Source organism: Thermococcus onnurineus NA1, from assembly GCF_000018365.1.
Taxonomy (GTDB): domain Archaea; phylum Methanobacteriota_B; class Thermococci; order Thermococcales; family Thermococcaceae; genus Thermococcus; species Thermococcus onnurineus.
Genome location: NC_011529.1, coordinates 638,894 through 658,676 on the forward strand (window position 1 = coordinate 638,894; position 19,783 = coordinate 658,676).

Below are 19,783 nucleotides of genomic sequence, written 5' to 3' on the forward strand. Positions count from 1 at the left end.
GTAAAAGAGAAGACCTTTTAACGGTTTCTCCCACTTATAAACGGTGGGATTATGATAATCATCCTCGCCGGAGGCAAATCAACCCGCATGGGGCAGGAAAAGCCCGTCCTCAAGGTAGCCAGTAAACAGATGCTCCTCTGGGTCTACGAAGAAGCGGGGGAAGTTGACGACGTCCTCGTTGCTCTATCGCGGAACACCCCCAAAACAAGGGAGCTCTGCCTTAGGGAAGGGATTCCCTTCATTGAGACGCCGGGAAAAGGCTACGTCCAAGATATCCAGTGGCTTTTGCGTGAGTTCGGCCCATTCGTAAGCGTCTCCGCCGATATCCCCTTTGTGAAGGCCTCGGATTTTTGGCTTATCGAGAAGGCCTTCGACGGGAAGACGAGCCTGACAGGGGTCCTTCCGCTTGAAAAGGTGCCGGGAGACTTGAATCCAGTAGTTTACCGAGGTTATGCAATCGTTGGCCTGAATGCCGTCGCTGAAGAAGGGGAGAGATTCTTTGAGTTCACAAATCCCCTGTTGTCATTAAATGTGAACACTCCTGAAGAACTGGAGCTTGCGAAGAGGATTGCTAACCTAATCCGAGCTCCGAGATGATGTATCCCACGTCAAGGTTCTTCTCAACAACCCTAGCAAAGCGCTCTATCTCCTCCTCAATGCTCCATCCACCAACGCTTATCGGCTCGAGACCTTTTTCCGCCCGCAGAAAGTTGAGAAGACGCTCCGTAAAGGCGAAGTTATGGAAGATGCCGTGTAGATAGGTCCCGAAGGTTCTCTCACCAAGGGCTCCCTCCGGCTCAAAGGCCTTAGCACCGTTTATCTCGCGTATTATCGAGAAGGGCCTCTCTGAGGTTGAGCGGCCCATCCTTATCTCATAGCCCTCAACGCTCATTCTCTTAGCCGGCTCCCAAAGGATTTCGGCCTTCAGGTGATTTGTCCGTTTAACGGGCGTGAAGATTGTTTTAGCGGGCAACAGTCCAATACCCTTGACCTCACCGCGCTTCGATTCTACGTTGTCGATTATCTTCTCCCCGAGCATTTGAAAGCCGCCGCAGATTCCAACGACGAAAGAACCTTCGTGGTGAGCCTGAATTATCGCGTCCTCTATTCCATTCTCGCGCATCCAGAGCAAGTCCTCGACGGTGTTCTTGCTCCCGGGGATTATTATCAAATCACCTTCGATTTCCTCCGCTTTTGTAACGTAGTCCACCCCATTGGCCCAGTGAAGGGGCTCAAAGTCGGTAAAGTTGCTTATGTGGGGAAGCTTGACTATCTGGATGTGGAGCTCGCCATTAACCTTCGGAAAGCTAGTCAAAGAGTCCTCTTCTGGCAACTTGTGCTCGATGCAGGGAACGACTCCGAGGGTAGGCTTCCCGTAGCGCTTCTCTAGATATTCGAAGCCTGGCTCCAGCAGGGAGGCATCGCCGCGGAACTTATTGAATACGAAGCCAAGGATCAAGTTTCGCTCCTCCTTGCTCAAGAGCTCCATCGTACCCACTATAGAAGCGAAGCTCCCACCTCGGTCGATGTCGGTAACGAGGATGGTCTTCGCTTTGGCGTGCCTCGCAACGCGCATGTTGGCTATGTCGTAGTCCTTGAGGTTAATCTCAACGGGCGAGCCTGCGCCTTCGATTATCACAATCTCGTGCTCCACCATGAGTTCATCCAGAACCTTCATGGCCTTCCGAAAGAGCTCCTCCTTCCGGGAGAGCATGTATTCCCTAGCTGAAACGCTTCCTATTGGCTTTCCCATAAACACAACTTGGCTCCTCATGTTCCCCTCAGGCTTGAGGAGTATTGGATTGAACCTCACCGACGGCTTCTTTCTGCAGGCTACCGCCTGAAGGTACTGGGCGCGACTTATTTCGCCGCCTTCTATGCTCGGTGCGGAGTTCAGGCTCATGTTCTGGCTTTTAAACGGAACAACGTCATACCCTAAGTTCGAAAAGATCCTGCACAAAGCCATAACGAGGAGGGATTTCCCAGCTCCGGAGGAAGTTCCCTGAACCATTAGGGCTTTTCCCATTCACACCCCCACTGGAAGTGGACGAAGGACATATAAACCTGTTGGATAAAACCTCCATCGGTGATACTATGAAAAGCCTCATGCTGGTTGTCCTCGGAAACACAGAGATAAGCACCGTGCCAGGAATAAGCGTTGCTGGAGCAACGCCAGAGCTCACAAAGCTTACTCCACCAGCTGATGCTGAATACCTGTTCTACGAGAAGCCGAAAATCATAGACGTGATTCCCGTTACCCCCGATGGACATCCTACGCCAGCCATAATCACCAAGGCCGCAAGGGAGCTTGCCAACTTCCCGTTGATGATAGTCCGCGGTGGAACTTACTTGGCTCCCCTCGTGCCTCACGTCCACATCAGCGACTACGTTGGCAGGGACTTCAGGAAGGGACCGGCTTTACAAGAGGCCGAGGAGATAATCGCGAGAGCGAGACTCTTCGGCGAAGAGCTCAGCAATACCCCAATCGAAGAGCTCGTCATCGGTGAGTCCACTCCAGGGGGAACGACAACAGCTCAGGCTGTCCTCTGGGCGCTCGGCTATGAAGCCAGAACTTCTTCGGCGGCCCCAAACAACCCCCAGAGCCTAAAGGAGGAAGTCATAAAAGCAGGCTTTGAAAGGGCCGGAATAAAGCCTGGAGACTTCAAAGAGAAGCCCCTTGAAGCACTCAAGCAGTTCGGCGACCCCATGATGGCAGCGGTAGTCGGGATAGCACTCGGTTTCAAAGGCAAAGTCGTTCTTGCTGGTGGAACCCAGATGCTCGCCGTTGCAGCTCTGCTGAAGGCCCTCGAAGAGGACATGAGCAGATTTATGATAGCGACAACCAAGTGGGTTGTAAATGATAGAAGCGCCACATTCATCGACACCGCAAAGGATATCGGGATAATCACTTACGCCGCTGATCTGGACTTCTCGAAGAGCGAATTCAAAGGCCTCAGGGACTACGAGAATGGCTACGTTAAGGAGGGCGTTGGGGCTGGTGGTGCCACCTGGCTGGCGGTTAAGGCCGGATTCTCCCCCGAAGACGTCAGCAGAAAGGTGGACGAGCTTTACAGAAGGCTGATGGAGCTGAAGGCTACCTAACCTCTTATTCTCTCCCACTTCCTTATACTCTCTTCGAGAGCCTTCCTGACGGTTTTTCCGATGTTTATTCCTAGCTCCGTTGCTGTTCCGGCCCACTCTTTCTCCCCGGGATATGCAAAAACCCCTATACCGTCGCTTGTCGTTCCAGTGGCCTTGTAGCCGAGCTTTAAGAGGGTGTATGTCTTAGCCTCAGTCGCTGTCATTATCGCGTTGGCCATAGCCCCAACGGTTAGCCCCTCGTTTATCACGATTGCCATATTTATTGTACCCGGCTTCCATGGTGGTGGGACGTCGCCGGCTATTGCAGGATTGGTTATCCCTGCAGTGACATAGGCGGTAACGCTTCCATGTCTTGAAACAGCTAGAACTCTGCGGATATCCGCTGCCGTCATGAAGCCTACAAAGTTCTCAAGGCCATTCTCTCGCTCGAAGATGAGACAGTCAGCTTTGTAGTCTCCAGAATAGTCCTTGTGCACTTTCATGAAAAAGAAGCCGTTGGCGTTAACAAGACCTCCTCTGTGAGGCGCGTTGCTGAGGGCCATCATAGGTTCATTGAATGATTTTATGAAATGTCTGGACTCCATGGGGAACTCTACGAGGATGACATATTAACGCTTTACGCTTTTTCTGTTAAATGCTTCCGCTTATCACTGAAAAGGTTATTAACTTCCTCGCAAAGATTTTTTGGGTGATAGCATGGGAGCGGAGGAACACAGGAAAAAAGCGCCGAAGAAGTTTAAGTTTGCAGTTATAACGGTCAGCGATACCGCAAGCAGAGGAGAGAAAGAGGACGCCAGCGGAAAGTTTCTTGTGGAGGCTCTGAAAGAGAGTGGAAACGAGAACGTCCATTACACTATCGTGCCGGACGAAAAGCTGGCAATAATCAAAGCAGTCATTGAGTCTATCGAAAAAGGTGCCGATGTGATCGTTACCACAGGCGGAACGGGAATAACTAGCAGGGATGTCACGATAGAGAGCATAAGAACGCTTTTCGATAAGGAGCTGGTTGGCTTTGGCGAGGTCTTCAGGCTGAGGAGCTATGAAGAGATTGGAACAGCCGTCGTTCTCACCAGGGCAACCGCTGGAATCATTAGGAGCGATGGCAGGGCCATAGTTGTCTTCTGCCTGCCGGGAAGCCTGAACGCAGTCAAGACCGGAGTGGAGATAATAAAAAGGGAAGCCTATCATGTACTCAAGCACGCGAGGGAGTGAATATGCGCGAGTTCAAGAAGCTGACGCCTTACAGAGAGGCTCTTGAGCTGATGCTAAACGATTTAACCGAAATCCCGGACGTCGAGGAGATACCGCTCGAAGAAGCTCTTGGCAGGGTTCTGGCCGAGGACGTAGTCTCATCTATAGACAGCCCGCCCTTCGATCGCTCTGCAGTGGACGGTTATGCTTTGCGCGCCGAGGACACCTTCCAGGCTAGGGAATACAGCCCCGTTGAGCTTAAAGTTATTGATGAGATAGTCGCCGGGGAAGAGAGCAAGGCAAAAATCGAACCAGGAACAGCGGTAAAGCTTATGACAGGCTCAAAGATGCCGGAAGGGGCTAATGCAGTTCTCATGCAGGAAATGGTTGAGCGCGAGGGGGAGATAATCAGGGTTCTCAGACCCGTCGCCCCGGGTCAGAATGTTGCCTTCGCCGGGGAGGATGTAAAGAAGGGCCAGGTCGTGCTGAAGAAGGGCCAGGTTTTAAGGCCCCAAGATCTGTCACTGCTCAAGAGCATAGGGTTCAAAACGGTCAAGGTCAAGAGGAAACCTCGCGTTGGGATAATTGTCACCGGTGACGAACTCATCGAGAAGTTCGACGAGGAAGCGCTTAGGGCAGGGAAGATACTCGAGAGCAACTCTATTATGCTAGAGGGCCTTGTTAAGCAGTATTTCGGTGAACCCGTCTTTTACGGGGTCGTCCCCGATGACGAAGAAACAATAAAGGCAGCAATAGAGAAGGCAAAGGCCGAGAACGATATCGTCTTGGTAACAGGGGGAAGCGCCTTTGGTGACAAGGACTTCGCCCACCGCTTCGTCAGGCTCCTCTTCCACGGAACAACGATAAAGCCAGGAAGGCCAATAGGCTACGGTGAGAGGGTCTTCATTATGAGTGGCTATCCCGTTGCAGTCTTCGTGCAGTTCTACCTCTATGTCAAGCATGCTTTAGCGAAACTCGTCGGAGCTAAAAACTATGAGATCAGAGTTTACGCAAAGCTGGCCGAGAGGGTTTCGAGTCAGCTTGGGAGGCATGAGTTCATCAAGGTCTGGTACGAAAACGGTGTTGCAAGACCGATTAAGAAAAAGGGCAGCGGGATAATAAGCTCGCTCGTTAAGAGCAATGGCTACATCGTGATTCCAGAGGACAGTGAGGGTTATTTAGAAGGGGAAACCGTAGAGGTCGTGCTTTATTAAGAACTCCTCAAGACATCATGAAAGTCCATGAACTAATAACATACACTAAGAACCAAGAATCATAGAAAAGAACATTCACTCCTCCATCAGCTCTTCTTTTTTCGGCTTCTTAACGAGGAGTTTAACTTCACTGGGAAGCTCTCCATGGTCAGCAAGGTTCTCTATAAGCTCGATGACTTCGAGTTTCTCCTTTTCTTTTTCATCTATAGCCTCTGTCAGTGGGTTTGGCCTTGCCCACGGAATTATCTCCTGTATTTTGCTATCAAAGTCTTCCCGCCGAGTATTCAACCCTTGCATGTCTTTCACATTTGTTAATATCACGCAAGGATAAATAAACCTTTTCTATACAGATTTTGCAATTATCTGGACCAATAATGCAGAATTTGTAGGGAACACAAATGTTCATGCTATGGCCCGCCCGTAACTCCCACCCTCATTGGTGCCTGACGGCGAGCTCGGGCGGGCTAACCCAGGCGGGCCTTAGCTGTGCTCGGCCTGGGTTTCCCACGGTCATTGCGCTCCGTAACGCGGAAGGCCCTCCCGTGGGGACCTCGCTGAGGCCGAGCTGTAGCCCCTGCATCGCCCCCCGGTTCATTCTCCCCGGGGTCCTCGCGCAGGGGCGATATAAGATGGAAAAGAAGAGGTATATAAAGTTGCCTTCACCCAATGAGCTTCTTGAGCTGGGCGTAGAGCTGGGTTTCTAGGCTTTCCTTTTCGAGGACAACTATTAGAGTTCCTCTGTGGACAATTACAAAGTCCCTCAACTTTGACAGGAACTTCATGAGGCTCTCCCACGAGTTGTAAATCGTGAGATATTCAAGGCAGTCAATTACGATAATCCCATGTTCACCGGATTTTGCGAACTCTTCAAGATACCTGTAAGAAATCTCGGTTATCCTTGCGAGATTGGTGGGATTTATAGTGTTCTTAAATTTGCCCTGGAAGGGTATCGTTGTAACAAAGTAGTATTTCCACCCTTCTGGAATGTCATCCACATCCCTAATAAATGCAAGTACTGGCCGACCTCTTAGCTTTTCCTTGATCTTTTGATATTCGGTTTCACTGACTAAAACAACTCCAGGCTCGAGATTAATGGGGTTACCATCATCTCTTTTTGGAGGTTTGAAGAATTCCGATGATGTGAGTTTCACCATTGCGGCTACCATAGTAACTATTAGAACTGTAGATAGGGTAAACCCGATTGGTTTATACCACTCATTAGTTCCGAACAGCGCGGCAGGTACAAGATGGACTCCAAAGAGAATTATGCTAACATAAAGGATCTTAATGGCAGTTTTGTATATCTCTTCAGTCTCCTTCAGTAATAACCCGCCCGCTATCACGAAGATACCACTTATACCCAGTGTTGCAGCGCTAGTTGCTGTCCAAAAGGGATCCTTAGTGTATGCATAGACACCCATCATATAAACAATGAAAAAAACAGGCATAGGGGCAAATATAGTAAGGGTTTTATGTCTAGCTACAATAGACTCCTCCTCAAGGAACTTTACGGATCCGTAGAACATTAACGCCGAAAATGCCGGAAGAAATAGAACCCCAAGCATCTGAAATATTGGGTTTGTAAAGACCGTAGAAGAAATCGCAAGAAAATCGAAAATCCAAGCCAGAGAGAATGCTAAGGCAGATCTCCTTTTATTATGAAGATATATCTTAAATATCCATCCAGCTGCCACCAAATCTGCCATAAGTACCATTATTGCCTCCACAAAAACAATCGCCTGAATACTATCCAATTTTCTCACCCCGTACTCCTTTGGGGATTTCCAAACCCATCCCATTTGAATGGCCCTTCAGGGGGAGCCCTAATGGCAGTCTCATCTTCAAATTTAATCACTAGAACCTCAGGTCTGGCTACTATTATGCCAACCCTACCCCGTTCACCATGTTTAACTATGCAATATCTACCCCCCTCCTGCTTTAGTGGAAAAATAAGTGTGAATGGATAATTAGGATAATACCAGAACTCATTGCCCTTATGAATACCAACGAGATCACCAAAGAGATAGTAGCCATAGAGGGGTATTAACGTAGTGTTCTCAAACTTCCGGGATAATATTTCAAAAAACTCGTGGTTTATACCAACGCCACTTATTATTGCGGTCTCAATAGTTTCGCGGTATGGTTCGAAGAGGGCCATAAGTGGTGGGGCGGACCTAACAAGGTTTATCCTGTCATTTTCCATCACGCGTTTCGTGTACCTAACGAGAGGGTCAAGAATCTTAAGGACTGCTCCAAGACCTTGCTCCGCGTAGACTTTTTTCAATCCGTCAGTTTCCATGCCAATGAAATACAATATGCCACCATAGCTCCAGACGAGTTCACTTATTTCATCTTGGTACCAACCGTATGGACCGTGTGCAATTGCCTTCATTTGGTGCTCTTCATTGTAAATCTTATCAAGACCGTAAATTTTGTCAAGCGCCTGCCTGAGGTAGATATGAAGAACCTTCAAATAGTGATTGTCCCAATGTCCAATAGCCCGTTCTCGTGTGGTCCCAGAAGACTGGTAAAAACGAATTCTGCCCCGATAGTTGGTGGGGACGAACTCCAGCCAGTTGTTCCTAAGAAAGTCTTCATCAACGGCCAGTCCTGAATTGAAAATGTTCTCAAACACATTCTTTAGGTTTCCCTGAAATATATCATCAAGGTTCGGCTTAAGAGTCTCTGCAATCTTCCTCCAGTAGGGTGTTCGCTGGAAATGAAACTCGAAGATCCCCCGAAGGTATTCGAGCGTCTTGGTTTCATCAACATCCAAGGGATTGAGATACAGATTGTCCAATATTTCCCCGTAATTCATGGGGACCCCTTAGGCCGGGTTATATAAAAACCTTTCCTCTATCGAATCCCGTCTTTTTGATAAGATAATCTACAAAATATATTGGAAAAACCTTAAAAGTTATATATCGTGAGTTCAAATTATTGCATCGGTGAGCGTCTATGAGCCTGATTGTTGGAAGAATCAGCCGGGAGGACATGGAAGATTTCCAATATACCCTTGAAATGGCATTGAAAAGCACCGAGTTCTGGAAGAAGAAATTCTTCGAACTTGATTCAGAGAACCTAAAACCAGAGGATATGGTGTCTCTAACTGAGAAGGTAAAAATAACACCCCATGATCTGTATGAGATAGATGAAGTATGGCCCAATTACATAAAAAAGGCAGAAGTATTCCACACGGTAATGAGAACAAGCGGAACTACGGGGAGACCCAAGAGGATACCTTATACCAGAGACGACAGGTTTAGAACTGCCAGACAAGTAGAGCCATGGGTACGCAAGTACATGGACAATGGCGACAAGATCGCATCTTTCTTTCCACCGCTTCCGTCCTCATCCGGAATGTTTGCCTTTGGGGCATTTGAGGCCCTAAACGCCAAGTCGGCATATTATCAGATACCCATTCAGTACCTCCTCGACAAGGAGATGCTCTTGAAGGAGCTCCAAGACATCAAACCCACAGCTCTCTTCTGTCTAACAGCAACCGCTTACAACCTGGGACTCATCCTTCCAGAATCAATAAAGAAGGACATACAGACGATAGTTGTTGGCGGCGAGACACTGACCCCAGAACTCGCGAGGGCTACTTTAGAACTCTTCGAAAACGCGGTTATTATAGATAACTTTGGTTCAACTGAAGATGCAATAACAGGCTACCGTGTGATAACGAAAAAGAAAACAACCGAGTTCCATTTTGAAGAATCAGTAGTAATCCTCAAGGACAACGGCGACGGTTATGATGAGTATAAGCGGATCTATATAACAAAAGTGATGAGGAACGGCGAGCTGACAGGTCTGCCGCTCTTCAACTACGATATAGGCGACCTCGCAAGGGTTGTCGATGGTGAAGTCAGAAACATTATAAGAGTTAAAGATGTAATAAGTCTCGCCGGGGCAAAGCTCCACATAGATCAGGTGATGGAAATTGTTTTCAACCATCCCGACCTGCTCGATTTCGTGATAATCTACCACCCACTCTCACCCAGGAATCCAAAACCCAAGGCCACCATCCGTGTCGCATACAGTGGCAAGAAGCCTGCTGGAATCGAAGATGAAGTTAGAGAGCTTATATATGAGGCAAACAATCCTGTCAGATACGAAGTGGAAGAATCCAAGCAGGCGGAGCTCACAATCGAGGCAGTCCCACTGGAGAAGCTGAGGGAAGGCCTCCCAAGAAAGCTTGGCAAGACCAAGAGGATATACATTGTTGGTAGAGATCTTTAATTCTGCCACCTTTTCTCTCCAATTTCGTCACAATGCCGAAAATTTATTTAAGGCTCTTCTCAAACTTCCAGTGGTGGTGTTCATGGATGGAAAGATTATTCACGATGGAATTCACGGAAGTATGAAGCTCACCGACCTTATTCTAGACCTTGTTAAAACGCCTGAGTTTCAGAGACTCAGGAACATAAAGCAACTTGGCTTAGCGTATCTCGTCTATCCAGGAGCAAATCATTCCCGCTTCGAGCATTCCCTAGGTGCATGGAACATAGCCAAGAGGCTTTCCTCCGAAGTTGGCCTGAGTGAAGACGAAAGCATGCTCCTTCAGGTTGGCGCTCTTCTCCACGACATTGGCCACGGGCCCTTCAGCCACACCTTTGAGAGCATCTACAAGCACTATGTCAAGGAGCATGACCACATGCGTCTTGGCCAAGACATTGTCCTTGGGAGAATAAATATAACCGAAAGTGAGAATGGCGGCAAAATTCCCGAGATAATAGAGAACTACAGCTACGACTTCACGCCGAAAGACGTTGCCAACCTAATCCTCGGGAAGCACGAAAAGCGCTATCTGGGACAAATGCTCCACGGAGACGTTGATGTTGACCAGCTGGACTACCTCATACGGGACGCTCACTATACGGGCGTTGCCCACGGTATAATTGACTTAGAAAGGCTGATGAAAGTCCTGAAGGTGCATGATGGTGAGCTCGTTGTAGACGAAAAGGGCATCGAGGCCGTCGAGGGTATGATGGTTGCCCGTTCACTCATGTATTCCCGCGTTTACTTCCACCACACGGTGAAGATAGCGGAGGGGATGCTGACTAGAGCGTTGGAGTTTGCCCTAGAAGAAGGCCACCTCTGGGACTTTTGGAGGATGATTGACTGCCGCGTTCTGGTGGAGCTTGAGGACCTAGAGGGCTATCCAGCTGAAATCGTCAGGCGCATAAAGTATAGGGAACTCTACAAGGCGGCCGTTTTAGCCAGTGCAGACGAGCTGACGAGTGAGGAGAAGAGGGAGCTCTTGACCGCTTACAAGAATGTCAAGAGGAGGCAGGAGATAGAGAGAGCTTTGGCCGATGCAGTTGGTGCAAAGGAGGGCGAAGTGATCCTTGAGTTCAGCATAGCCGACCTGATGCTCAGCGAGCCGAGGCTCAAGGCCACGGAGATAAACGTGCTCCTCGGAAACGGCGAGCTCCAGCCCCTCACCAAAGTTACTCCCCTGGCCAATGCTCTCAAGAGAAGACAGACACCCCGGTGGGCCGTTCTCATAGCCTCTCCGAAAGAATACGTCGGCAAAGTTAGAGAAGTCTGGAAAAAGGTCATCTTCAGCTGAAGAGCTGTTTCTTTATCTCCTTTTTCAGCTCCTCAATCATTTCTATGAGCTCATCGGCATCTTTAACCTCTTGGAGGCTCTCCTTGGGTATGAGAGGCACCTCCTTGACGACCTCAGTCTTGGTCTTCTCCAGGATGAAGACACCGTCGCTGTTGATTATCCTGCTTACCTCCGCAACCATCTCTGCACGCTTGACCGTTGAGCGGGTCTTCTTCTCGTCTATGCCTGTGAGTATCTTGAACTTGTCTTCCTTTGAAACCGCGTTAAAGGGAGCCTTCTTGACCTTGACGACACCGAGCCCAAGCCCCTTGAGCTGCTCGAAGATTTCCTTTTCGAGGGGAGTCTCCGGTGTGACGTCAAGGTTGGCCTCGACAGTCGAGTGGAGTATGTCGATAGGCTCGGCAAGGGGCTCGTCAAAAAGCTCTTCGAGGCGGATTGCTACCTCAAGGGAAACCGCCTGTTCGCCCTTCTCGTAGTTGAGGAGGCTCTTCCTGGAGACTCCCACGAGCTGAGCCAGCTCATTCACGGAATAGCCATGCTTCTCGCGGAGGTGTTTCAAAAGCCTGCCGTTTATTCTAACGTAGAAGCCGCCGCGCTCGGCAAAGATAGCTGGCAATTCGTTCTCGATGAGGACATCGTAGAGAGTTTCCGGCCTCAGGGCATAGATGCCAAAGCGCTCGTAGACAACACCCTCCTCGAGCTCGGCGTTCTTGCTTCTTAGACCGACAATGAGCGGTGAGGCCTTAAAGAACTTGGAGAGCCTCTTCAAATCCTCTGCCTGCTCCTCGGTTACGGTGTCTATATTGGTCGCCACTTTAATGAAGAGCAACAGAAGTAACCTGCTCGCCACTATATCAAAGCACGCGCCTTTAAACTCTATTCTGGCAGTTTTGTAGCCCGTGCCTCTGAGTATTGCCTCAACGGTTCTTATGAGTCTCTCCCTGTCCATCATTTTTAAATAAGTGAAATACCTTAATAAAGTTAAGGTGTTTGCATGAGGCCGATAATCCTTGAAGGGAACCTTGTTTCACTCGGGATACTTCTGCGCGAGGATCTGAAGCATATCTGGCTCTGGTACAACGACAGGGACGTAAGGCACTACCTCTCCTTTCCGGAGGAGATATTCTTCTACGAGGACGAGCTCGAATGGTACGAGGCGCTGAGGAGGGAAAAGAAGCACGAAAAGGTTTTCGCGGTAATTGAGAACTCCTCGCGCTCCCTCGTTGGACTCGTGGGACTTCACAAAATCGACTTTCACAACGGACGCGCCGAGCTAGGCTACTTCATTGGGAAAGAGTACTGGGGCCGCGGCTACGCTAGTGAGGCCGTTTCTCTGGCGGTTCGCTATGCCTTTGAGTGGCTCAACCTGAGGAAAGTCTATGCCCATGTCTACGAGAGCAATGGGGCTTCAATTAGGATTCTCGAAAAGAACGGCTTCAAATTGGCCGGCCGCTGGAGGAAGCATCAGTACGTCCCAGGGGAAGGCTTCGTTGATGTTCTCTGCTACGAGCTCTTCCGCGAGCCTTAGCTTTTTAAACCCCTTCCCTTTTTCTTCCAACCATGAGGCTTCACATCGGCATCGACGACACTGACTCACCGAACGGCATGTGCACTACCTACCTCGGTGCCATCCTCTACCGCGAGCTGTCCCGGATAGCGGAGCCCATAGCCCTTCCCCGCTTGATCAGACTCAACCCGAACATTCCCTACAAGACCCGCGGCAATGGAGCGGTGGCGATGACCTTTGAAGTCGATGAGGAGCTTATAACAGAGGTTAAAAACACAGTTCTCCTCTACGTGGACCAGCTTGCCGACTTCGAGCACGAGAATACTAACCCCGGCGTCGTGTTCTTTGAAGGAGATATTCCAGAAGAGCTCCGCAAGTTCTCGTTGAGAGCTTTGAGAGAGCACGTTACAATCGAGGAGGCTGAAAGGGTCGCGAAGGAAGTTGGGGCAGAGTACTTCAAGTTCAAGGTCGGGAGGGGCATAATCGGCGCGCTCGCGGCGGTTGCTTACCCGCTGGAGAGGTTCACCTACGAGCTGTTAGCTTACAGAGAGCCCGACAACTGGGGAACGCCGAGGAAAGTGGACAAGGAAAGTGTCTTTCTGGCCGATAGCTGGAGCTATCCCTTCACCTACGACAACGTTGACCCCTACAAGAGGAGCGTCCTCATAACACCCCACGGCAAGGATCCCGTTCTGGTTGGCATCAGGGGAATTGACAGGGGAAAGGTTCTCCAGACCTTTGAGATGGTTCGCTTTGAGGAACCCGTGACATTTTACCAGCTCTACAAGACGAACCAGAACACGGACGACCACCTTACATACAAAAAAATCGGCGAGCTGAAGCTCTACGACAGCGCGGTGGTTAGGGGAACGGTGGTTAAGCCCTACTGGGAGCGCGGGAGGCACGTATTCTTTGAGCTTGAGGATGAAACGGGAAGGATTCGCGTTGCTGCCTTCGAGCCGACCAAGAAGTTCAGGAACTACGTGAGGAAGCTCCTCCCCGGAGACGAGATAATAGCCGCTGGAGGCGTTAAAGAGCACGAGGGCGTTCTGACGCTCAACCTCGAGAAGTTCTATCCGGTGAAGCTCGTCCCGAGGATCGAGTACCAGAAGCCGAAATGCCCGAAGTGCGGCGGGACGATGAAGAGCAAGGGGGATTACCTCAAGTGCAAGCGCTGTGGCCATAAGATGCCGAAGAAGCTCATTCCGGTTGAAGTCCCGCGCGAGCTGGAGAGGAAAATCTACGAAGTGCCGCCCGACGCGAGAAAGCACCTGTCGAGGCCGCTGGTGCTGCCGGGTGGAGAAAATAAGATGATAGAACGATTGAAGGAATATTAATAAACCAGTCCAAACAGGAACAGCGGGACTCTTCCCTTTCCGGTGACAAGACCATCAACCGCTATGTAGTCAGGTTTCTGGTAGCGACCCTTTGATTCACCGCCTACCTCGATAATCCATTCGCCAATCCTGAAGTCAGCGGTTTTCTCACCCCTCTTCCCTTTGAGGTAGCAGAGACCGAGGTTCCGCAGGTGGTTCACGAAGAACTCCTCGCGCAGGGCACCTTCGTGAGTGTTAAAGCCCTTTCTGGCAAAGAACTCTCTCAGCGGAACGGTGAGGTATAGTTTAGGCTCCTTCCTTCCGCTGCCGCAGGGGTGAAGGGCAATCAGGAGGCCGGCCTTTGAAAGGTCTTCCACGAGCCTTATCGCCATGTTCTTGGAGACTTCGAGAGCCCTAGCTATCCGGGAGTAGTTGGCCTCGAATGGGGCGGATTTGGCGACGATGTAGAGAAGCTTAAATGCATCGGTTTCGTACTTAACGCTAACCTCCCTCAGGGCGGAGAGATCTTCGAGGATTACCTTCCGAATAGAGTTGTCAAGGGCATCGTAGAAGCCACTCCTCGGGTAGAGCACTCCCCCCTCTCGCATGTATTCCCTCCAGAGTGGATGGAGTTCAGCGTACATATCTGTCAGGTCAAACGCTCTGGAAAGGACTTCTTTTAGTGGGTACCTGGGAACGTCGAAGTCCCTCTTTATGTTGAGCCATTCCCTGAAGGAAGCGGGGGGTAATTCCTTGAGGACGACCCTTCTTGACAGGTCAGCTCCCGAATGAACCAAATCTATAGCCGATGAACCTGAGAAGAACACCCTTACCTCGTGCTCGTCGTAGAGCGTCTTTAAGTCCTCGGCCCAGTCCGCTTTCCTGTGAATCTCATCAATGAAAACATTTCTGTATCCCATCTCCGCGAGGGAGTTCACAACCTCGTAGAGGGAGAAAGGCTTTATGAGGGTCGAATCGGCTGAGAAGTAAACGCTCCTTTCGGTTTCATTTGCCAGCTGGAGCAGAAGGACTGTCTTACCGACACCACGAACGCCCTTAACGCCAACGTAATACTCCTCATCAACAGCTTTAAGCTCGTCGAAGAGAAAGCGCTTTTTTGGGAACTTCCTCGCCCAAGCCATTACCCTCCTGCTCGTGGTGATGAGTGAAGTGAGTATCCTCTCGTCCATGTTTTGAAGTTGGATTCTTTATTTATAAATCTTGTCCTCACGCGGGGACGATATGCGTGCATATTGTTCAGAGAAAAGAACAAAATGTCAGCGCATCACCTTCCACACCAGCACCGGAAAGACGAGCGTCGCATCGGCCCATATCTCGACGTAGTCAGCCTTAGCCCTTATCTTGCCCCAGCTCACTCCTTCGCTCGGCGGCGCGCCGCTAAGCGAGCCATCCCAGGGAATGGCAGTGGTGACGTATATCGCGTAGTCCGTTCCTCCTCTGAAGAGGTTGGCGTTTATTATTGCATGCTTCGGCAGGGAACCTCCAAGGATTATCGAAGCGGTTTCCTTCGCTGTGACAGCCAGGTTGTTAAGCTTCACGATGTCGTTGGCTACGTCTATGATAAGCTCCCTGTCTCCGCGCTCCTCCTTGAAGAAGTAGAGCATGTCCCCTATTGAGCCGTCGGTTATAGCAGGGCAGAATATCGGGACGTTCCGCTTGTAGGCCCAGTAGATTATCGAGCGCTCCTTCTCCTTCCCGAGCTTTTCGTCCATGAAGCGGCCCATCTCGTAGATGAACTCGCTCGCCGTCAGCGGCTTCCCGCGCTCCTTTTCCATCTCAAGAACCCGTTCGAAGAAGGGTATCATGTACTTCTCGAATTCAATGTACCTGTCGTTGGGCACGAAGATGTTGCCTATTCTGTTTATGCCCTTCTCTCTCATCTCCGCGTCGTTGACGTACCAGTCGCCCAGAATGAACGGCTTTAGGGCCTTTATGAAGTCCTCCTCAACGCCGCCGGCCGTTGTTACGATGACGTCCACCTTGCCCTCCTTGACCAGCCATGCTATCAGCTCTCTGAGGCCAGAAGAGACTATGTTGGAAGTGTAGCCGAGGAAGACCCTGACCTCTTCGCCGCTGGCGCGCTTTTCCTCCACCTTTTTCCATATTTCGATGGCCCTTCCAAGGTGAGTCGCCTGGAAGCCTATGCGGTGATAGTAATCGATGACCTCTTCAAGGATCCTCACTTCATCCAGCCACGGCCCCTCGATGGGCGTTCCCTCAATCTCTTCCGATTCCTTGAGGACTATATCTTTTGGCTCGGTCATGATAGTGGGTTCAGGGGAGGGCGTATAAACTTTGCTCAGCACTTACCGCTGAGAACCTCCGCTATGAGCCTGCCGGTCATAGCAACGGGAAAGACCCTGCGCGGTGCCTTCCTTAGGAGCCACTCCTCTATCCTCTCAGCGACGGCTCTTCCCTCTCTTATGGCGGTGCCTATGTTCCTTGGGGTTACGACGTCACCGGCGAAGAATATTCCCGCCTCCTCCAGCACCTTTTCGCTGGCGCAGACGATTTCCTTTATTGGGCTCGTGGGCAGCTGGCCGATGGCATAGGCAACGACGTCTGCGTCTATGACAAAGTGCTCGTCCGTCGTCACGACGTTTCCCCCGACTATTTTTGTTTTAGCGAATTCAACACCCTCCACTTTCTCCTCTCCTAGTATCCTGACCGGAGTCGCGTGCTCTATGAACTCGACGCCCTCTGCGATGAGCTTTCTTATCTCGGCCTTAGCGTAGCTGTGCTCGAGGGAGCGGCGGTAGACCATGGTTATTTTTTCCGCACCCAGAAGACGACCCTCCATGGCGACATCAACTGCTGTGTAGCCGGCTCCGATCACTACGAGATGCTTCCCCTTAAGGTCCGGGATTCTTTCCCAGGAGTAATAGCCTATGCGGGCCATCTTTATGCTGTGGAGCAGGCTGAGGGCATCGTAGACTCCAGGAAGCCCAATACCGGGAACCTTCAGCTTTCTCGGCTTCCAAGCACCGGTCGCTATTATGAGAGCATCGAACTCGCTCAAAAGCTTTTCAATCGAAACGAAGTGCTCGGCCCACTCGTCGCCGAGCTCCTTTGGGGAATCATAGACTACCTTCGTTCGGAAGTGAAATTGAACGCCGAGCTGCTCAAGAGCCTCGACGCCCTCTCTGACGGCCCTTATTGGAATCCTTGCCTCGGGAATGCCAAAGGCGACCATTCCACCGCCCTCAGGCATCTTGTCGTAGACGTGAACTTCATAACCCCTGCACGCCAGATAACCCGCGGCGGCCAGGCCTGCAGGTCCCGCTCCGATAATCCCTATTTTAAAAGGCTTAACTTCTTCTCTCTTCTCACAGATGTAGAACCTCACACAATCACCTCCAAAATTTTTAAAGAAGTCTGTCTAAAACCAAAGGTTTTGCACCTTAAGTTGTTTTCTCTCGAAACACTGACGATAAGACGAATTAGGTTACCCTAATTCGGGTAATCTTCGTCAGAATGACAGCCAACGTTTATTAATCCACGAGCGAAGAAACGATCATGAGCGTGGAGATAGACCTCAAGGGCCTGGGTGTGATAGTCACGGCCTCATCACGCGGAATAGGGTTCAATGTGGCGCGGGAACTGCTGAAGAGGAACGCGAGAGTCGTTATAAGCTCACGGAGCGAGGAGAACCTGAAGAAAGCTCTCGACGAGCTCTCACCATTAGGAGAAGTCTACGCAGTTAAGACCAACCTCTGTGACCAGCGGGACCTGGAGAACCTTGTCAAGGAGTCCTGGGAGCTTTTGGGTGGAGTTGGTGCCCTCGTCTGGAATGCCGGAAACGTCCGCTGCGAGCCGTGCCTCCTCCACGAGGCGGGCTATGATGACTGGGTTGAGGCCGCGAAGCTCCACGCAGTTGCCCCAGGCTACCTGACGACCCTCCTCGTCCAGACGTGGCTTGAAGGGAAAAGGAAGGGAGTCCTCGTTTACCTCAACTCCGTCTCGATAAAGGAGCCAATGCCGCCGTTAGTTCTGGCTGACGTTACAAGGGCCGGCCTGGTGCAGCTGGCGAAGAGCGTTTCGAGAACCTACGGAAAGCACGGAATAAGGGCCTACAGCGTTCTGCTCGGCAGCTTCGATACGCCCGGCGCACGGGAGAACCTCAAGGCCGTTGCCGAGTCGAGGGGCGAGATCTTTGAGGAGACCTGGGAGCGGGAAGTGCTGGGCAGAACACCCCTCCACAGAACCGGCGGATGGGACGAGTTGGGTTCGCTGGTGGCTTTTCTCCTGAGCGATGAGGCAGAGTACATGCTCGGCTCGACGGTGGTCATAGACGGCGCGATGACGAGGGGAATAAATCTTTAAGCCATCTCCCCCTATTTTATGCCCATAAAAGAGACTTTCTAAGAGATACTTCCTCATCAAGATAACGCTGCTCAACCCGACGGTGAGCGTGCTAAAGAATAAGCTCACCAACGACGTTGACTTTGAGACGGGCCTTCCGATGAAGCACAGGAAGTTCGTGGACGATTAAAGAGGCTCGCTACGACGTCATTATATCGGTCGGCGACACGAGGGAGAACCTCATCGGCTCGAACTGAGGCCGGTATATCCTCCGCTTCCTCAAGGAGAGGCCAGAGCTGAGGGAAGCCTACACCTTCGCGAGGGGGTTTGAGTTTAGGGTGAGCTGAAGGCCTTTCTTCTCATTTCTTCAAAATTAGGAAAAAGAAAACTCACCAATCCGCCTCGTGAATCAGCTCTCCCTCCGCGAAGACGTGCGTCGGGTAGTTCTCCATGTGGAATGGATCGCCGTTCCAGACCACCAGCGAGGCCCACTTGCCCTTCTCGATGCTTCCGAGCTTGTCGTCAACGCCGAGGATTTTCGCGTTGTTGTGGGTTATGATCTTTATCGCCTCTTCCTTGCTCATGCCGAGCCTTATGAAGTGCCTGAGCTGAAGGTATAGATTGGCCTGGAGCGTAACTGGGTGGTCGCTCATCAGCCCAAAGAGCGGCTTGACCTCGAGCAGGTATCTGGCGTTCTTCCAGTCCTCATGCTTCAGCTCGACCTTGTAGGGCAGGGAATCAAAGGGACCGTAGACGAGTGGCACGCCTTCTTTCTTTATCTTCTCAAAGGTTTCCCTGCTGTGCACATCTCCAGCGTGTTCGATGGTTATTTTAAGCCCGAACCTGCGCTTAATCATGAGGAGAGCGGCAATGTCGTCCTCCTTGTGAACGTGAACCCTGAGCGGGACTTCGCCCTTCAGAACCGGAATCAGGGCCTCGACCGTCGGCTCGACCTCCTCCGGTTCCTTCTTGCCCTTCTCGAGGAGCGCTATTGTCTTCTGGGTCTTGATGAGCCAGTTGAGCAGAATTCCTATCGCACCCATTCTTGTGCTCGGCCTCGTTCCCTTCCAGTTCGTGGTCGAGCGCGGGTTGTAGCCGAAGGCAGCTTTGACACCGGCGTACTTCATGAATGCCTCCTCTATGTCTCTGCCGTAGTTCTTGATGAGAACTGCCTTTCCACCGATGATATTTCCGCTGCCCGGCAGAACGGACGAATACAAGACACCAAACTCAATCGAGTGCTTGAAAGCCTTGTCGTCCATATATATGGAGTAGAGTGCATCAACGAGTGGAAGAACTGCGTCCATCTGCTCGTTGGCCTCACCTTCCTGATAGGGCTCACCGTAGCGGTCCATACCTATGTGGCTGTGGCCGTCGATGAATGCAGGGGTTACAACGCCCTCCGCTATCACTTCGGCCTCCTTGGGCTTTTCCTTCGTTATCTCCTTAATCTCATTGTCGAAGACTACGTATACGTCTTTCTGGACATTGCCCAGACCATCGTAGAGAAGGGTGGCTTTAACGGCCTTCATGGTCGTCACCGCTCAGAAATATA

Annotated in this window: 19 protein-coding genes; 9 read left to right on the forward strand and 10 right to left on the reverse strand. The window is 50.9% G+C overall.

The window, feature by feature from the left end:
• The first annotated feature begins 51 nt into the window (after positions 1-51).
• On the forward strand, positions 52-597 hold the full coding sequence (locus tag TON_RS03535; protein ID WP_012571646.1) for a GTP--adenosylcobinamide-phosphate guanylyltransferase: 546 nt from the start codon (positions 52-54) through the stop codon (positions 595-597).
• Here the strand turns inward: TON_RS03535 and TON_RS03540 are convergent.
• On the reverse strand, positions 572-2,026 hold the full coding sequence (locus TON_RS03540; RefSeq protein WP_012571647.1) for a cobyric acid synthase: 1,455 nt from the start codon (positions 2,024-2,026) through the stop codon (positions 572-574). The genes TON_RS03535 and TON_RS03540 overlap by 26 nt on opposite strands.
• A gap of 68 nt (positions 2,027-2,094) precedes the next feature.
• On the opposite strand from TON_RS03540, the gene cobT reads away from it, so the two are divergent.
• Positions 2,095-3,102, forward strand: a complete 1,008-nt coding sequence (gene cobT, locus TON_RS03545; protein WP_012571648.1) for a nicotinate mononucleotide-dependent phosphoribosyltransferase CobT — start codon at positions 2,095-2,097, stop codon at positions 3,100-3,102.
• Here cobT and TON_RS03550 read toward each other — a convergent pair.
• Entirely contained in the window at positions 3,099-3,686 is a 588-nt protein-coding gene (locus TON_RS03550) for an adenosylcobinamide amidohydrolase (RefSeq protein WP_012571649.1), read from the reverse strand. The genes cobT and TON_RS03550 overlap by 4 nt on opposite strands.
• A 112-nt stretch (positions 3,687-3,798) precedes the next feature.
• Between TON_RS03550 and TON_RS03555 the strand changes: the two genes are divergently transcribed.
• Both TON_RS03555 and TON_RS03560 read left to right on the forward strand, forming a co-directional pair.
• Positions 3,799-4,314, forward strand: a complete 516-nt coding sequence (locus TON_RS03555; protein WP_012571650.1) for a MogA/MoaB family molybdenum cofactor biosynthesis protein — start codon at positions 3,799-3,801, stop codon at positions 4,312-4,314.
• Between the two features lie 2 nt (positions 4,315-4,316).
• Positions 4,317-5,507 carry a molybdopterin molybdotransferase MoeA gene (locus tag TON_RS03560; RefSeq protein ID WP_012571651.1) on the forward strand — a complete coding sequence of 397 codons (1,191 nt, stop codon included), beginning with the start codon at positions 4,317-4,319 and terminating at the stop codon, positions 5,505-5,507.
• 75 nt (positions 5,508-5,582) lie between these two features.
• Here TON_RS03560 and TON_RS03565 read toward each other — a convergent pair whose 3' ends face one another.
• From TON_RS03565 to TON_RS03575, 3 genes are all read right to left on the reverse strand, one after another.
• Positions 5,583-5,804: a hypothetical protein gene (locus TON_RS03565; RefSeq protein ID WP_012571652.1), complete on the reverse strand. Its 222-nt coding sequence runs from the start codon at positions 5,802-5,804 to the stop codon at positions 5,583-5,585.
• Between the two features lie 362 nt (positions 5,805-6,166).
• A complete protein-coding gene (locus tag TON_RS03570) occupies positions 6,167-7,306 on the reverse strand; it encodes a DUF835 domain-containing protein (RefSeq protein ID WP_012571653.1) in 1,140 nt (379 codons plus the stop codon).
• Positions 7,267-8,325 (reverse strand): hypothetical protein, encoded by a 1,059-nt coding sequence (locus TON_RS03575; protein ID WP_012571654.1) that lies wholly within the window; start codon positions 8,323-8,325, stop codon positions 7,267-7,269. The genes TON_RS03570 and TON_RS03575 overlap by 40 nt, the downstream gene beginning before the upstream one ends.
• Before the next feature lie 140 nt (positions 8,326-8,465).
• On the opposite strand from TON_RS03575, the gene TON_RS03580 reads away from it, so the two are divergent.
• Both TON_RS03580 and TON_RS03585 read left to right on the forward strand, forming a co-directional pair.
• A complete protein-coding gene (locus TON_RS03580; protein WP_012571655.1) occupies positions 8,466-9,749 on the forward strand; it encodes a phenylacetate--CoA ligase family protein in 1,284 nt (427 codons plus the stop codon).
• Between the two features lie 82 nt (positions 9,750-9,831).
• Positions 9,832-11,082 (forward strand): HD domain-containing protein, encoded by a 1,251-nt coding sequence (locus TON_RS03585; protein WP_012571656.1) that lies wholly within the window; start codon positions 9,832-9,834, stop codon positions 11,080-11,082.
• Here the strand turns inward: TON_RS03585 and TON_RS03590 are convergent.
• The gene (locus TON_RS03590; RefSeq protein WP_048055039.1) at positions 11,075-12,031 is read right to left on the reverse strand and encodes a transcriptional regulator; all 957 of its coding nucleotides are present in this window, start codon (positions 12,029-12,031) and stop codon (positions 11,075-11,077) included. The genes TON_RS03585 and TON_RS03590 overlap by 8 nt on opposite strands.
• A 45-nt stretch (positions 12,032-12,076) precedes the next feature.
• On the opposite strand from TON_RS03590, the gene TON_RS03595 reads away from it, so the two are divergent.
• Positions 12,077-12,610, forward strand: coding sequence for a GNAT family N-acetyltransferase (locus TON_RS03595; RefSeq protein ID WP_012571658.1), 534 nt, complete (start codon positions 12,077-12,079; stop codon positions 12,608-12,610).
• 32 nt (positions 12,611-12,642) lie between these two features.
• The gene (gene tiaS / locus TON_RS03600) at positions 12,643-13,926 is read left to right on the forward strand and encodes a tRNA(Ile2) 2-agmatinylcytidine synthetase TiaS (protein WP_012571659.1); all 1,284 of its coding nucleotides are present in this window, start codon (positions 12,643-12,645) and stop codon (positions 13,924-13,926) included.
• Here tiaS and TON_RS03605 read toward each other — a convergent pair.
• The 3 genes from TON_RS03605 to TON_RS03615 form a co-directional block, all read right to left on the reverse strand.
• Positions 13,923-15,095, reverse strand: a complete 1,173-nt coding sequence (locus TON_RS03605; protein ID WP_012571660.1) for an AAA family ATPase — start codon at positions 15,093-15,095, stop codon at positions 13,923-13,925. The two genes, tiaS and TON_RS03605, sit on opposite strands and share 4 nt — an antisense overlap.
• A gap of 87 nt (positions 15,096-15,182) precedes the next feature.
• Positions 15,183-16,190, reverse strand: a complete 1,008-nt coding sequence (locus TON_RS03610) for a deoxyhypusine synthase (protein ID WP_012571661.1) — start codon at positions 16,188-16,190, stop codon at positions 15,183-15,185.
• Between the two features lie 35 nt (positions 16,191-16,225).
• Entirely contained in the window at positions 16,226-17,272 is a 1,047-nt protein-coding gene (locus TON_RS03615) for an FAD-dependent oxidoreductase (protein WP_012571662.1), read from the reverse strand.
• Positions 17,273-17,442: 170 nt separating this feature from the next.
• Here TON_RS03615 and TON_RS03620 point away from each other — a divergent pair, with 170 nt between their 5' ends.
• Positions 17,443-18,249 (forward strand): SDR family oxidoreductase, encoded by an 807-nt coding sequence (locus TON_RS03620; protein WP_012571663.1) that lies wholly within the window; start codon positions 17,443-17,445, stop codon positions 18,247-18,249.
• A 368-nt stretch (positions 18,250-18,617) separates the two neighbouring features.
• On the opposite strand, the gene TON_RS03625 is transcribed toward TON_RS03620, so the two are convergent.
• Positions 18,618-19,760: an amidohydrolase gene (locus TON_RS03625; protein WP_012571664.1), complete on the reverse strand. Its 1,143-nt coding sequence runs from the start codon at positions 19,758-19,760 to the stop codon at positions 18,618-18,620.
• Positions 19,761-19,783: the final 23 nt, after the last annotated feature.

Coding starts and splice junctions, on each gene's coding strand:
- TON_RS03535 (WP_012571646.1), top strand. CDS start 52: ATGATAATCATCCTCGCCGGAGGCAAATCAACCCGCATGGGGCAGGAA.
- TON_RS03540 (WP_012571647.1), bottom strand. CDS start 2,026: ATGGGAAAAGCCCTAATGGTTCAGGGAACTTCCTCCGGAGCTGGGAAA.
- cobT (WP_012571648.1), top strand. CDS start 2,095: ATGAAAAGCCTCATGCTGGTTGTCCTCGGAAACACAGAGATAAGCACC.
- TON_RS03550 (WP_012571649.1), bottom strand. CDS start 3,686: ATGGAGTCCAGACATTTCATAAAATCATTCAATGAACCTATGATGGCC.
- TON_RS03555 (WP_012571650.1), top strand. CDS start 3,799: ATGGGAGCGGAGGAACACAGGAAAAAAGCGCCGAAGAAGTTTAAGTTT.
- TON_RS03560 (WP_012571651.1), top strand. CDS start 4,317: ATGCGCGAGTTCAAGAAGCTGACGCCTTACAGAGAGGCTCTTGAGCTG.
- TON_RS03565 (WP_012571652.1), bottom strand. CDS start 5,804: ATGCAAGGGTTGAATACTCGGCGGGAAGACTTTGATAGCAAAATACAG.
- TON_RS03570 (WP_012571653.1), bottom strand. CDS start 7,306: ATGGGATGGGTTTGGAAATCCCCAAAGGAGTACGGGGTGAGAAAATTG.
- TON_RS03575 (WP_012571654.1), bottom strand. CDS start 8,325: ATGAATTACGGGGAAATATTGGACAATCTGTATCTCAATCCCTTGGAT.
- TON_RS03580 (WP_012571655.1), top strand. CDS start 8,466: ATGAGCCTGATTGTTGGAAGAATCAGCCGGGAGGACATGGAAGATTTC.
- TON_RS03585 (WP_012571656.1), top strand. CDS start 9,832: ATGGATGGAAAGATTATTCACGATGGAATTCACGGAAGTATGAAGCTC.
- TON_RS03590 (WP_048055039.1), bottom strand. CDS start 12,031: ATGGACAGGGAGAGACTCATAAGAACCGTTGAGGCAATACTCAGAGGC.
- TON_RS03595 (WP_012571658.1), top strand. CDS start 12,077: ATGAGGCCGATAATCCTTGAAGGGAACCTTGTTTCACTCGGGATACTT.
- tiaS (WP_012571659.1), top strand. CDS start 12,643: ATGAGGCTTCACATCGGCATCGACGACACTGACTCACCGAACGGCATG.
- TON_RS03605 (WP_012571660.1), bottom strand. CDS start 15,095: ATGGACGAGAGGATACTCACTTCACTCATCACCACGAGCAGGAGGGTA.
- TON_RS03610 (WP_012571661.1), bottom strand. CDS start 16,190: ATGACCGAGCCAAAAGATATAGTCCTCAAGGAATCGGAAGAGATTGAG.
- TON_RS03620 (WP_012571663.1), top strand. CDS start 17,443: ATGAGCGTGGAGATAGACCTCAAGGGCCTGGGTGTGATAGTCACGGCC.
- TON_RS03625 (WP_012571664.1), bottom strand. CDS start 19,760: ATGAAGGCCGTTAAAGCCACCCTTCTCTACGATGGTCTGGGCAATGTC.